Annotated in this window: 9 protein-coding genes; 7 read left to right on the top strand and 2 right to left on the bottom strand. The window is 64.9% G+C overall.

Annotated features, from left to right (window positions below; all coding sequences use genetic code 11):
- The first annotated feature begins 11 nt into the window (after positions 1-11).
- The 3 genes from IMX18_RS10080 to IMX18_RS10070 all read left to right on the top strand — a co-directional run bounded on the left by IMX18_RS10080 (position 12) and on the right by IMX18_RS10070 (position 3,453).
- A complete protein-coding gene (locus IMX18_RS10080) occupies positions 12-1,631 on the top strand; it encodes an NADP-dependent glyceraldehyde-3-phosphate dehydrogenase (RefSeq protein ID WP_024087207.1) in 1,620 nt (539 codons plus the stop codon).
- Positions 1,632-1,741: 110 nt separating this feature from the next.
- On the top strand, positions 1,742-2,215 hold the full coding sequence (locus tag IMX18_RS10075) for a VOC family protein (RefSeq protein WP_015270556.1): 474 nt from the start codon (positions 1,742-1,744) through the stop codon (positions 2,213-2,215).
- 56 nt (positions 2,216-2,271) lie between these two features.
- Positions 2,272-3,453, top strand: coding sequence for a hypothetical protein (locus IMX18_RS10070; protein WP_039614693.1), 1,182 nt, complete (start codon positions 2,272-2,274; stop codon positions 3,451-3,453).
- 232 nt (positions 3,454-3,685) lie between these two features.
- Here IMX18_RS10070 and ilvA read toward each other — a convergent pair whose 3' ends face one another.
- Both ilvA and IMX18_RS10060 read right to left on the bottom strand, forming a co-directional pair.
- On the bottom strand, positions 3,686-5,245 hold the full coding sequence (ilvA, locus tag IMX18_RS10065; protein WP_015270558.1) for a threonine ammonia-lyase, biosynthetic: 1,560 nt from the start codon (positions 5,243-5,245) through the stop codon (positions 3,686-3,688).
- A 181-nt stretch (positions 5,246-5,426) separates the two neighbouring features.
- Positions 5,427-5,858: a PACE efflux transporter gene (locus IMX18_RS10060; protein ID WP_003259966.1), complete on the bottom strand. Its 432-nt coding sequence runs from the start codon at positions 5,856-5,858 to the stop codon at positions 5,427-5,429.
- Positions 5,859-6,051: 193 nt separating this feature from the next.
- On the opposite strand from IMX18_RS10060, the gene nfrB reads away from it, so the two are divergent.
- From nfrB to IMX18_RS10040, 4 genes are all read left to right on the top strand, one after another.
- Complete coding sequence (nfrB, locus tag IMX18_RS10055; protein ID WP_217190108.1) at positions 6,052-8,226, top strand: cyclic di-3',5'-guanylate-activated glycosyltransferase NfrB; 2,175 nt, start codon at positions 6,052-6,054, stop codon at positions 8,224-8,226.
- Positions 8,223-11,228 carry a phage receptor gene (locus IMX18_RS10050; RefSeq protein WP_217190109.1) on the top strand — a complete coding sequence of 1,002 codons (3,006 nt, stop codon included), beginning with the start codon at positions 8,223-8,225 and terminating at the stop codon, positions 11,226-11,228. Before nfrB ends, IMX18_RS10050 begins: the two co-directional genes overlap by 4 nt.
- Positions 11,228-12,067 carry a DUF4434 family protein gene (locus IMX18_RS10045; protein WP_217190110.1) on the top strand — a complete coding sequence of 280 codons (840 nt, stop codon included), beginning with the start codon at positions 11,228-11,230 and terminating at the stop codon, positions 12,065-12,067. The genes IMX18_RS10050 and IMX18_RS10045 overlap by 1 nt, the downstream gene beginning before the upstream one ends.
- A 123-nt stretch (positions 12,068-12,190) precedes the next feature.
- Positions 12,191-13,282, top strand: coding sequence for a GGDEF domain-containing protein (locus IMX18_RS10040; RefSeq protein ID WP_217190111.1), 1,092 nt, complete (start codon positions 12,191-12,193; stop codon positions 13,280-13,282).
- Positions 13,283-13,293: the final 11 nt, after the last annotated feature.

Below are 13,293 nucleotides of genomic sequence, written 5' to 3'. Positions count from 1 at the left end.
GTGCAGTACCCATGGACCGTCTGCTCGATTCACTCTTCCCCAGCGCCGAGGACATCCCAGAAACCTGGCGCCTGGAAGCCCCCCTGGAACAACGCGACTACCTGGTGAACGGTGAGCTCAGGCGGTGGGACGGCCCACTGGCCACAGTGCGCAGCCCGGTCTGGCTCAAGGAAGGCGACGATGAGCACCAGGTGGTGTTGGGCAGCGCTCCACTGCTCGATGCCGACACCGCGCTCACCGCCCTCGATGCCGCCGTGCAGGCGTACGACAAAGGCCGTGGCGCCTGGCCGAACATGCGCGTGGCCGAGCGAATCCAGCATGTCGAAACCTTCCTGGCGCGCATGCGCGAGCAGCGCCAGGCCGTGGTCAAGCTGCTGATGTGGGAAATCGGCAAGAACCTCAAGGACTCGGAAAAGGAATTCGACCGCACCTGCGACTACATCGTCGATACCATCAACGCCCTCAAGGACCTCGACCGCCGTTCCAGCCGCTTCGAGCTGGAACAGGGCACGCTCGGCCAGATCCGCCGAGCACCGCTGGGCGTGGCCCTGTGCATGGGCCCATACAACTACCCGCTGAACGAGACCTTCACCACGCTGATCCCGGCGCTGATCATGGGCAACACCGTGGTGTTCAAGCCGGCCAAGTTCGGCGTGCTGCTGATTCGGCCGTTGCTCGAAGCCTTCCGCGACAGCTTCCCGCCGGGGGTGATCAACGTCATCTACGGCCGTGGCCGGGAAACGGTGAGCGCGCTGATGGCCAGCGGCAAGGTCGATGTGTTCGCCTTCATCGGCACGCACAAGGCCGCCAGCGACCTGAAGAAACTGCACCCGCGCCCGCACCGGTTGCGCGCCGCGCTGGGGCTGGATGCCAAGAACCCGGGCATCGTGCTGCCCCAGGTGGACCTCGACAACGCCGTCGAAGAGGCCGTCACTGGTGCGCTGTCGTTCAATGGCCAACGCTGCACGGCGCTGAAGATCCTGTTCGTGCACGAGGATGTGGTCGATGCGTTCCTCGACAAGTTCCAGCGCAAGCTGGCCGCGCTCAAGCCTGGCATGCCTTGGGAGCCTGGCGTGGCGCTGACACCGCTGCCCGAGCCCGGCAAGGTCGACTACCTCGATGGCCTGGTCGCCGATGCCACCGCCAAGGGCGCCCGCGTGCTCAACGAACGCGGCGGGCACAGCCGTGGCTCGTTCTTCTACCCCGCCGTGCTGTACCCGGTGAAGAGCGACATGCGCGTGTACCACGAGGAGCAGTTCGGCCCGCTGGTGCCGGTAGTGCCCTACCGCGACCTGCAGACGGTGATCGACTATGTGCTGGACTCCGACTACGGCCAGCAACTGAGCCTGTTCGGCAATGACCCGGCGACCATCGGCAGCCTGGTCGACATCTTTGCCAACCAGGTCGGGCGCATCAACATCAATGCGCAATGTCAGCGCGGCCCCGACACCTACCCGTTCAACGGCCGCAAGAACAGCGCCGAAGGCACCCTGTCGGTACACGACGCCCTGCGAGTGTTCTCTATCCGCACGCTGGTCGCGACGCGCTTCCAGGAGGCCAACAAGGAACTGATCAGCGAGATCATTCGCAACCGGCAGTCGACCTTCCTGACCACCGACTACATCTTCTGACCGCCACGCTTATAGAGAATCGATCTATCACCCCTGTCGATTTTCCATCTGCGCAAACGACTCTAAGCAAAAGGGCGCCAACCGGCGCCCACTTCCAAGGAGAGTCGAACATGGCAGCCAAACCCATTCCCGAAGGCCAGCACAGCATTACGCCCTACCTGGCCATCAACGACGCCGCCCAGGCCATCGAGTTCTACAAGAAGGCCTTTGGCGCGGTGGAAATGTTCCGCCTCGATGCCCCTGGCGGCCGCGTTGGCCATGCCGAGCTGAAAATCGGCGATTCGTCGCTGATGCTGGGCGACCCCTGCGACATGGAAGGCGGCCTCACCGCCAGCCAGAAGCTCAGCGGCGCCAGCGTAGGCCTGCACCTGTATGTCGAGGACTGCGACAAGGTCTATGCCCAGGCCCTGACGGCCGGCGCCACCCAGCTGCGTGCAGTGACGGACCAGTTCTACGGCGACCGCAGCGGCACCCTGAAAGACCCCTTCGGCAACATCTGGTTCGTTTCCACCCACAAGGAGGACCTGACCCCCGATGAAATTCGCGCCCGTGCTGCGAAGATGTTCGCTGGCACTGCGCAGTAAGTTGAAAGCGGCGCCACTTTGCTTGAAGCTTGGGGCTCGTAGCTGGGAGCTGCTTCATGCGAATCATCGACAAAACCGCCGCACAGGTCCGTAGCCTGACCCCTGCAGAAGAAGAGCTGCTGGTCGGCTTTGCCACCGGCAGCCTCACCGGCCCGCGCCTGCTGCAGGCCAACCAGTTGCTGATGAAGGTGCGCAACGCCAACCAGTGGCTGGCCTGCGATTGCCGCAACGATGCCTTGCCGGTGCTGAATGTCACCCTCAACGGCAGCACCGGTACGCTGTTTCTCAAGAACAACCCGGGAACTGCCGAACACGCGCCTGGCTGCCCGTTCACCAAGGACGAGCGCGAAGCGACCGAGCGCGAGAACGACCCCGCGCCACCTGCTGCCTGGCTACCGCCCGACACACCGTTGCGCCTGATTGGTGATTTCCGCAGCAGCACCACCAGCAGTGGTGGCGACGGCAGCGAACGGCGTGAACAACAGCGCCTGCTGTCACTGTTGCTGACCTGGATCGAGACCAGCGGCCTGAACCTGTATGCCACGCACCTGAAAAAGGACCTGACCGGGCAGTTTGCCGAGTTGCGCAGCGTTGCCAGCCGCTATCCGCTGCTGGAACGGGTGCCCGCAAGCAACTACCTGGAAACCCGCCTGGACATGAAGCACATGATGATGCTCAAGTCCCGCCTGCGTGAAGCCACGGTGTTCGGCAACCACCGCCGCCACGGCCTGCTGCTGGATTGCGTGGACCAGATCAAGGGACGCAAGCTGTTCAATAACCGAAGTGAAGACGGCTTCGACTTCCAGGGGCACCACCTCTACTGGGGCGGCAACCGCACCAGCGGGCCATTGCTGGCGCTGATGCTCTATTCACCGACCAGTGCCGGCAGCCATTACTACGAACTGATCCATGTGGCCAGCGTGCCGGTGCTATCGCGTGCTCATCTGTTCCCGGTTTACCGCGATGAAGAACGCGAGCCGCTCAAGGCCCTGGTGTCGCTGGTCGACTGGATGGCCGGCAAAGGCGTGAAAGTGCAGATGCGCCGGCCGGTGATCGGCGGCCAGGTGATGGACGAACTGGTAATGACCTCGGACCAGGACCGGGTGTTGTCGGTATCGTTGCTGGAGCAGCCAATCGGCCCCGAACCGGATACCGAGAACTTCAAGCGCTACGCCGATTTCAAGAGCCTGGAAACCTTCCGCAAATTCGTCGCCGGCTTCTTCATGCGTGAGCGCTGAGCCCCCTCTACCGGCACACACAAAACCTTGTAGGAGCGGCCTTGTGTCGCGATGGGCTGCAAAGCAGCCCCTGCCATTCATGCACTAGTGCTGAAACCCAGGGGCCGCTTCGCGGCCCATCGCCGGCAAGCCAGCTCCCACCTGGACCGCACCAACCTCAAGCCATGCGCCGTCCCTGTGGGAGCGGGCGTGCCCGCGAAGAGGCCCATACAGGCTGCATGAGGTTTGCGTATCAACCCAGGAACAGCTTGTACGCCGGGTTGTCGGTCTCATCCCAGTACCGGTACCCCATCTCATCCAGCGCCAGCGGCAACCCCGCCAACTCATCCCCCGGTACTTCCAGCGCCGCAAATACCCGTGCTTCTGCCGCGCCATGGTTGCGGTAATGGAACAGGCTGATATTCCAGCGCTTGCCAAGCCGCTCCAGAAAGCCCAGCAAGGCCCCCGGGCGCTCGGGGAATTCGAAGCGCAGCACCCGCTCGTCAGCCCCGGGCGCGGCATGGCCGCCAACGGTATGGCGCACATGCAGCTTGGCCAGTTCGTTGTCGGTCAGGTCCAGCACGCTGTAGCCCTGCTCACGCAGGCTGGCCAGCAACTGCTCACGCGGGTCGTGCAGTGGGTGTGTCTGCACCCCAACGAACAGCCGCGCCTCCTTGCCAGGGTAATAGCGGTAGTTGAACTCGGTGATCTGCCGCTTGCCCAGGGCCTGGCAGAAGGCGCGGAAGCTGCCGGGCTGCTCCGGAATGGTGACAGCGATGATCGCCTCGCGCTGCTCGCCCAGTTCGGCACGCTCGGCCACATGGCGCAGGCGGTCGAAATTGACGTTGGCCCCGGAGTCGATGGCCACCAGGGTCTGCCCCTGCACGCCGTCGCGCGCCACATATTTCTTGATCCCCGCCACGGCCAGGGCGCCTGACGGCTCGGTGATCGAGCGGGTATCGTCGTAGATGTCCTTGATCGCCGCGCACAGCTCGTCGCTGCTCACGGTCACCACTTCATCAACGAAGTGCCGGCACAACTCGAAGCAATGGGCGCCGATCTGCGCTACCGCCACGCCATCTGCGAAGGTGCCGACCTGCGGCAGGATCACCCGCTCACCGGCCGCCATGGCAGCCTGCAGGCAGTTGGAGTCCTCCGGCTCGACGCCGATCACCTTCACCTCCGGGCGCAGGTACTTCACATAAGCGGCAATACCCGCGATCAGACCACCACCGCCCACTGGCACGAAGATGGCGTCCAGCGCACCCGGGCGCTGGCGCAGGATTTCCATGGCCACGGTGCCCTGCCCGGCGATCACATCCGGGTCGTCGAACGGTGGCACGAAGGTGGCGCCTTCGCTGTCGGCCAGTTTCAGCGCATGGGCCAAGGCATGGGGGAAGCTCTCGCCGTGCAGCACAACATGGCCACCTCGCGAACGTACCCCTTCCACCTTCAGCGACGGCGTGGTGGTAGGCATGACGATGGTGGCCTTCATGCCCAGGTGCGATGCCGCCAGGGCCACGCCCTGGGCATGGTTGCCCGCAGAGGCGGTGATCACCCCGCGCTCGCGCTGCACGGTACTCAGCCGTGACAGGCGGGTATAAGCACCGCGGATCTTGAACGAAAAGGTAGGTTGCAGGTCTTCCCGCTTCAGCAATACCTGGTTGCCCAGGCTGGCAGACAACGCAGGCGCAGCTTGCAAAGGTGTTTCGATGGCCAGGTCGTACACCGGGGCGGCAAGAATGCGCCGCACCTGCTCCGACAGCAGTTGCTGGGGGGTGACGGTAGAACGAGGGCTGACGAAGCTGGTCATCGATGACTCCTTGGCTGTGTTCACGTTGCCCAGGAGTCAGAGAGAAGAAACCCGCCTCCAGGGCGGGTTCGGTGCACGTACGCGCTAGCCCGCCAAACTGATAATGGCGGTAATAATAATGGCGTTGACGTGCTGGAAAGTTTTCATGGGGTAGGAACTTAGCCGGTAGCGCAGCACAAAGTCAACACTTGGCCTGCTGCGCCGAAAGCGGCACATCGAATACCTTGTCGAAGCCCCACTGGAAGACAAACGCATAAACGAAGAAAAACACGAACAACGCCAGGTTGGTCAGCAACGCCGCCCACAGGCTGACATCCAGCCAGTACGCCACCAGCGGCAGCAGGATCAGCACCAGCCCGCCCTCGAAGCCCAGCGCATGCAGCAGGCGCCGCAGGAAAGTGCGCTCACGCCGGTGCTGGCGCGCTTCCCAGCGTTCGAACACCCAGTTGTAGGCCATGTTCCAGCTCATCGCGATGCCCGACATCAGCACCGACAGCACGGTCGACTGCGCCATGCCGGCACCGAACGCCAGCTCCAGCGCGGGCGCCACGCAGGCGACGGCGATGGCCTCGTAAAGGATGGCCTGGACGATCTTGCGTGCCTTGCCTTGCATGTTCAGCTCCCTGGGTAAACGACCTGTAAAACTACAAGAAGTGGCCCACAAGAAAAAGCCTGAAACTTGGACAACCCCGCGTTCGGCTGCTTGTATCTATCCAGTACAAACGGCAGCAAGTCGTACAACTTCGTCCAGGGAATCGAACGAGGATAAAGACGATGGCCCACCCCTTCCTGTCGGTGACCGGCAAATGAGCCTGGTATTCATCGACTTCCTCACCTACGTGCTGTTCGGCCTGAAGATCCTCGCGATCATCCTGGCCTCGCTGATGTTCCTGCTGGGTCTGGATGATCTGTTCATCGACCTGTGCTACTGGGGCCGCAAGCTGATCCGGCGCTTTCGCATCTACGACAAGTACGAGAAAGCCGACGAAAAACGCCTGTTCGAGGTGCCGGAGAAACCGCTGGCCATCATGGTCCCGGCCTGGAACGAAGTGGGCGTGGTGGGCGAGATGGCGCGCCTGGCAGCCTCGACCATCGACTACGAGAACTACCAGATCTTCGTCGGCACCTACCCCAACGACCCGCAAACCCAGGCGGACGTCGACGCGGTGTGCCTGCACTACCCCAACGTGCACAAGGTGGTCTGCGCCCGCCCCGGCCCCACCAGCAAGGCCGACTGCCTGAACAACATCATCGACGCGCTGCTGCGCTTCCAGCAGGACGCCGGCATCGAGTTTGCCGGTTTCATCCTGCACGACGCCGAGGACGTGATCTCGCCCATGGAGCTGCGCCTGTTCAACTACCTGCTGCCGAACAAGGACATGATCCAGATCCCGGTGTACCCCTACGCACCGGAATGGAAAGGCTTCACCGCCGGCCACTATGTCGACGAGTTCGCCGAAAACCACGGCAAGGACGTGATCGTGCGCGAGGCCCTGACCGGCCAGGTGCCCAGCGCCGGGGTCGGCACCTGCTTCAGCCGCCGCGCCATCAGCGCGCTGCTCGAGGACGGTGACGGCATCGCCTTCGACGTGCAGAGCCTCACCGAAGACTACGACATCGGCTTCCGCCTGAAACAGAAGGGCATGAAGTGCATTTTCGCCCGCTACTCCATCACCGACCCGGCGCTGACCCTGAAGCAGGAATGGCGCCCGGGCATGAGCCGCGAATTTTCCCAGGTGATCTGCGTGCGCGAGCACTTCCCGCGCGACTGGCAGCATGCCATCCGGCAGAAGTCGCGGTGGATCGTCGGCATCGTGTTCCAGGGCACCAGCAACCTAGGCTGGAGCCGCAAGGGCGCGCTCAACTACTTCCTCTGGCGTGACCGCCGCGGCCTGTTCGCCTACCTGCTGAGTTTCCTGGTCAACCTGTTGCTGCTGGTGTTGCTGGCCATGTGGCTGGTCACGGTGATTGCGCCGGAGTCGTGGCGCTTCATGTCGATCCTCAGCGACAGCTGGCTGCTGACCACCTTGCTGTGGCTGAACGGGCTGATGCTGTTCAACCGCTTGTTCCAGCGCGCCTGGTTCGTCACCCGCTTCTATGGCATCGGCGAAGGGCTGCTGTCGGCACCGCGGATGATGTGGAGCAACTTCGTCAACTTCTTCGCCAACCTGCGTGCCCTGCGCCAGGTGATGGAAATGGGTGACTCGCGGCGCGTGGCCTGGGACAAGACCACTCACGAATTCCCCGCCATCGCCGCCCCCGCCCGCACGCCGCTGGGCCAGCGCCTGGTAGCCAAGGGCCTGATCAGCGACGAACAGCTGCAACAGGCGATCACCAGCCCGGTACGCCGGCGCCTGGGCCGCGAGCTGCTGCTGCGCGGATGGCTGAACAGCGAACAGCTGGTCGCCACCCTGGCCGAGCAGATGGAGCTGCCCTGGGCACCGCTCAACCCGTTCAAGCTCGACCCGCAGCTGATCGCCAAACTGCCGCGCAAGCTGGCGACGCACTATGGCGTGCTGCCGGTGGCCGAAGACGGCGACACGCTGGTACTGGCCAGCGAAAGCCCGGTCAGCCAGGTGTCGCTGGGGGTAATCAGCCGCCACCTGAAGCGCCCGGTCAGCGCCCGCCTGGCGCCCCAGGGCCGGGTGACCCTGGGCCTGCGCTACCACTACCCAAGCCCCTGGCAGAAGCCGGAAACCCGCGACATGCTGGCCATCCTCGAGCGCCACCAGGACGACGAAGTGCTGCTGGAACAGGTCAGCCATCACCAGGTAATGCTCGGCGCCCTGCTGCAGGTGCGCGGCATGGTCCCGGTCACTTTGTTCAACCAGGCGCTGATCGACTTCGACCCGGAACACCAGAGCCTCGGCGAGCACCTGATCGCCCGCGGCATCATCACCGAGCAGGTGCTGCAGCAGGCGCTGATCGAACAGGCCAGCGAACAGCAGGCCGCCTTTGACCTGACCCGGGAGGTGGCATGAAGCCGCGCTTTTCCCTCACCTTCACTGGCTTGTTGCTGTGTTCCGCCGCCCTGCCCTGCGCCGCTTCGGCGCCGATGACCGACTTTCAGCGGTTCACCAGTTACCCGTTCATGGAGCGCAGCTACCGCGAAGCGAAGAAGGACAACTGGGCCGAGGTCGAACGCCTGACCCGCCACGTGCTGGGCCGGGTGCCGAACAACGACGAAGCGCGTGCACTGCTGGTGGAGGCACTGGCTCATCAGCGCCGCTACAAGGAGGCCGAAGCCCTTGCCGAACAACTGGGTGACAGCCCCGAACACGCCAACGCCCTGCTGGAACTACGCTTGACCTGGATCGAACAGGACCCACCGCCGGCCAGCCAGGTGGAACAATGGCTGGCCAGCAGCGACGGCGCTCAACGGGTTCGCCTGTGGCAGGCCTACAGCCTGAGCCTGGCCAGATTCGGGGGTGCTGCCAGGGCGCTGGACTGGCTCAACCATCTGCCGCCACAGGGCGACGGCCAAGTGCTGCGCCTGGCCCGAGCCAACTTCGCCGAACAACTGCGCAACTGGAAGGAAACCATCGAGCAGTTACAGCCGCTGGCCGAGCAAGGCCAATTGCCTGCGCAGGACTGGCAGCGCCTGGCCAATGCGTATATCCAGCAGGTGGATGAAAAAGGGTTGAACGCGCTGTTGCCCAGCGCCCCTTCCCCCGAAGCAGCCAACCAGGCCCGCCTGGCCATGGCCAACCGCGCCATCGCCGTCGGCCAGAACCAGCAGGCCCGGCATTGGCTGCAGGCACTGCCCGCCGAGCAGTTGAACCAGCCCGAGCAGCGCCAGCAACTGTGGGAGCTGGCCCGCGCAGGCGACGACGCGCCGCTGGTGCAGCGCCTGAGCAACGAACTGCAACGCCCCTGCCTGGAAACCGTCGACTGGCTGTCGCGCCGCGACCCGCAGCTGGCGCGCGAGCAGTTCAAGGGCTGCACAGCCAGCACTGACCCAAAGGCCTACGCCGTGCTCAAGCAACGCCTGTACGGCGACCCGCCCCAGCCCCCGCAACCACGTACCGCCGCCGAGTGGGAGCAACGCTATCGGCAGAGCGGCGATATGGCCGCACTGGAGCAAGCTACCTTCCTGCTGATGCAGCAAGGCCATGACGAACACGCCCGGCAATTGCTGGAGCAGGCCTACGACCGCCACCAAGGCCGCCTTGCACCGTCGCTGCTGCAACGCCTTGGCAACCTGTATGCACGTAACGACGGGCCGCTGGACACCCGCCGCATGCTCGGCCTGGTCCCTCGGGTCGACGCCAGTACCCGGGCCCAGTTGCTCGGCCGCCTTGCCGAGGCTGGCCAGTGCGATGCCGTGCGCCAGGCAGTACCGGCCACCCCGAGCGAACCTGGCCAGTACCGCGCCCTGGGCCGCTGCGCCATGCCCGACCAGCCAGGCGAAGCGGTGGTCTACTACCAGGCCGCCGAGCGCCTGGGCGACAGCGGGAGCCGCCTGCCCCTGGCCTATGCCCTGGAAGCCGCTGGCGACTCCGAAGCGGCCCTGCCCATCTGGCGCACCCAGCCGGACAGCGCCTGGACCGACAACGCCCGCCTCACTGCCGCTCGCGGCGCGTTGAACGCCGGCGACGCACAAGCGGCCCGGCGCTATTGGGACGCCGCCGCACACGATAGCGCCGACGATTGGGCCCTGGGTGCCGCCATCGCCCAGCGCCAAGGCGATTACCAGGCGGCGCTGGGCTTCCAGCGCCAGGCCCTGGCACACAACCCGCGGGCCGACCACTACTACGCGGCCTCCAGCACCGCGCAACTGGCTGGCGACAGTGCCCAGAGCAGCGCCTGGCTGGCAGAAGCCGTGCGCCTGGCTCCCGACCAGCCACGCTACCGCGCCGACTACGGCATGCGCCTGGCCGGCTCGACGGACAAGGCCCAGCGCCGCCAGTCGATCCCCTACCTGGAACGCGCCACCCACGACTTCCCCGAGGACTACCGCCTTGGCGAGACGCTGGCCTTGCGCTACGACGAAGCCGAAGACAGCGCTTCGGCGCGCCGCGAACTGCGCCGCAGCCTCGATGTGGAGCAGGACCTGGTCGACGGCGACGACGAATACGGCAGCCTGGAAGCGCGCAAGTACCGCCAGCGCCGCGCCCACGAAAGCCTGTCACGGCGCGACACCATCACCCTGGCCAGCACCTGGTCGCCGGCCGGCACCTCGACCAACGACAAGTTCCTCGACAATGGCCAGCGCAGCGGCACTTCGCGCCGCGCGCAATCGCAGAACGTGCAACTGGCCATGTGGGACCACGCCCTGGGCGAAGAGCCCAGCCGCAACGGCAGCACCCTGTCTGTGTATGGCCGCGTGCTGTTCGGTGGGCAAAGCCGCACCGACTACGCGCAAAGCATGGGTACCGGTGTCGGCCTGCGCTACAAACCATTCGGCCAGGCCAACCTCAACCTGTATGCCGAGCTGTACCACCAGCGTCAGATCGACGAGGAACACTACCGCGGGCTGAGCCTGGGCCAACTGCTTAGCCCCGCCAAGGTCGGCGGCAACTGGGGCGACCTGCGTCACCACGCCGAATCGAGCAACGACCTGCTGTTGCGGGCCACCGCTTCTTTCCTCGACCAGGGCGACTGGCGCAACGACTGGCGGGTCGATGAAGACGACTGGAACGAACGCTTCCTCTACCTCGACGCCGCCTGGTGGACCCGTGCCGGCGACCACGCCTGGCTGTCGCGCTACCAGCAAGGCCACGCCTGGAAGCTGCCGGGCAGCTCACCGCAAACCATCATGCCCTATGGTTTTGTCGAGTTTTCCAGCCAGGACCCGAGCAACGACTGGCGCCAGGACGCTCGGGCCGGGGTGGGCGTGCGCTGGCAATGGTGGTTCGATGACGACCGCTACAATGCCTACCGCGGTTCGCTGAAAGTGCGTGCCGAATACCAGCAATCGCTGGGCGGCAATCTATACGAGCGCGCCAATGGCGTGCTGGTCGGTGCGGAGATGACCTTCTGATGCGTACGTTCCTGGCCCTCTGCCTGGTTGCCCTGTGCCTGCCAGCCAGCGCCGACCAGCGCCTGTTCTACCAACCCCTCAACCGCGACGCCAATGTCACCCCCGCCCAGTGGCAGCAACTGTGGCATGCCACCGTGGCCCAGGGCGGCAAAACCCTGATCGTGCAGTGGAGCGCCTATGGCGACAGCGATTTCGGCGGTGCCCGGGGCTGGCTGGCCGACAGCCTGCGCAGCGCGCGTGCCCAGGGCCTGCAACTGGTGCTGGGGCTGTACATGGACCCGGCCTATTACCAGCGCCTCGACGAACTGGACGGTGAAGGCCTGAACAGTTACTGGAAGGCGCAGCTGGGGCGCTCGCTCAGCCAGTACCGGCAACTGCGCCAGGCGTGGCAGTTGCCGGTGGACGGCTGGTACCTGCCCATGGAGCTGGACGACCATCACTTTCGCGGGGCCGAGCGCCGGGATGCCCTGCACAGCCAGTTGCAGGCCTTCAACCGGCAACTGGACAAGCCTTTGCACATCAGTGCTTTCAGCGCCGGCAAACTCTCACCGCGAGTCAATGCCGCATGGCTGGATCAACTGGCCGGGTTGGGCTTGACTGTGTGGTGGCAGGATGGCGCCGGGACCGGGCGCTTGCCCGCGTTGGTGCGCCAGGGCTACGAGCAGGCTTTGCCGTGCCGGGTTGGCGTGGTGCGCGAGGCGTTCCGCCAGGTGAGCGCGCCAGGCCAGGCGTTTCGGGCTGAGCCTGCCCAGCCGAAGCTGGGCGCCGGGTGCCATGCCGAGGCGGTGTTCGACCTGCGTTACCGGCCATGGGCCCGGGGTGTTCTGCCCACCAATTGAGTCCCCAGGCCTGGCCTCTTCGCAGCACAAGGCTGCTCCTACAGGAGAAATGCGTCACCTGTAGGAGCAGCCTTGTGCTGCGAAAGGGCCGGGACCGGCATGGTAGTACTCTCAGGAGCCCGAATGTTCAAGACCATCGAAGCCCACGTTCGCAAACAGGTCGCCCCCGCCGCCCTGCGCGCCGAATTCCGCCAGCACGAATTCGAGCTCATGCGCCCGTTCTGCCTGCTGGTATTCTGCGTCAGCATTCTGATCTGGCTGGTTTTCGACCTGATCGTCAGCTTCCTCGGCGGCCAGGGTTTCACCTGGCTGTCCTATCTGTTCATCACCCTGCTCGGCAGCCTCACCGTGGTACTGCGGTTCACCCGTCGCAGCCATCACTTCGATGTACTCAACCTGCTGTTCATCGCCTCCATCACCCTGGGCATGCGCCTGGTGATTGAAGGCATCCCGGTGGCCCTGCGCCCGGTGTGGCTGGTGCTCGGGGTCTCCACCGTGCTGTATGCCGTGTCGGTGCTACCGGTGCGGCGCTGGTCGTTCTTCTGCGCCATGGCCATCACCTGGGTGGTGCTTAACCCGTTCTACCACACCCGCATCGGGCCGGACGAACTCGAAGGCGCCATGCTGATCAGCTACGCGGTGTTCCTCAGCGGCCTGGTCATCTACAGCTACCTGCAGATGCGCAAGGCCAAGCTGCACAACTTCTACCTGTCCAAGGTGCTGCTGGACCAGGCCTATGTCGATGCCCTGACCGAAATCCCCAACCGCCGTTCGTTCATGGCCCAGGCCGACCGCCAGCTGCGCCTGGCCACGGCCGAGCAGTACCTGGCGATGATCGACATCGACAACTTCAAACGGGTGAATGACCGTTTCGGCCATGACGTGGGCGATGAAGTGCTCAAGCGCGTGGCCCTGCATATCAAGGCGAGCATGGCCGGTTACGAGTTTGCCCGACTGGGCGGCGAGGAGTTCGCGATCTTTTTCCAGGGGCTGGACCAGCAAGGCGCCGAGCAACGGGTGGCGGCGCTGTGCCAACGGGTGCGCGAAGACGTTGGCGAGCATCCGGTGACTGTCAGCATCGGCCTGGCCCGGGTGGACCAGGGCGACAGCCTGACCACGGCGCTGGTGCGCGCCGACCAGGCGCTATACGAGGCCAAGCACAGTGGCAAGGACCGGTTTGTGCTGTGGTCTGCCCGGCTGGCAGAAAGTGATTAGCAGGCCCGGCC

Source organism: Pseudomonas shirazica (assembly GCF_015168335.1).
Classification (GTDB): domain Bacteria; phylum Pseudomonadota; class Gammaproteobacteria; order Pseudomonadales; family Pseudomonadaceae; genus Aquipseudomonas; species Aquipseudomonas asiatica.
The sequence above is the reverse complement of the archived record's forward strand: the minus strand, read 5'-3'. Positions and strand labels throughout refer to the sequence as shown.

Excerpts from the sequence above, each read along its gene's own strand:
- nfrB (WP_217190108.1), top strand. The coding sequence starts at position 6,052 with ATGAGCCTGGTATTCATCGACTTCCTCACCTACGTGCTGTTCGGCCTG.
- IMX18_RS10045 (WP_217190110.1), top strand. The coding sequence starts at position 11,228 with ATGCGTACGTTCCTGGCCCTCTGCCTGGTTGCCCTGTGCCTGCCAGCC.
- IMX18_RS10070 (WP_039614693.1), top strand. The coding sequence starts at position 2,272 with ATGCGAATCATCGACAAAACCGCCGCACAGGTCCGTAGCCTGACCCCT.
- IMX18_RS10040 (WP_217190111.1), top strand. The coding sequence starts at position 12,191 with ATGTTCAAGACCATCGAAGCCCACGTTCGCAAACAGGTCGCCCCCGCC.
- IMX18_RS10080 (WP_024087207.1), top strand. The coding sequence starts at position 12 with ATGGACCGTCTGCTCGATTCACTCTTCCCCAGCGCCGAGGACATCCCA.
- IMX18_RS10060 (WP_003259966.1), bottom strand. The coding sequence starts at position 5,858 with ATGCAAGGCAAGGCACGCAAGATCGTCCAGGCCATCCTTTACGAGGCC.
- ilvA (WP_015270558.1), bottom strand. The coding sequence starts at position 5,245 with ATGACCAGCTTCGTCAGCCCTCGTTCTACCGTCACCCCCCAGCAACTG.
- IMX18_RS10050 (WP_217190109.1), top strand. The coding sequence starts at position 8,223 with ATGAAGCCGCGCTTTTCCCTCACCTTCACTGGCTTGTTGCTGTGTTCC.
- IMX18_RS10075 (WP_015270556.1), top strand. The coding sequence starts at position 1,742 with ATGGCAGCCAAACCCATTCCCGAAGGCCAGCACAGCATTACGCCCTAC.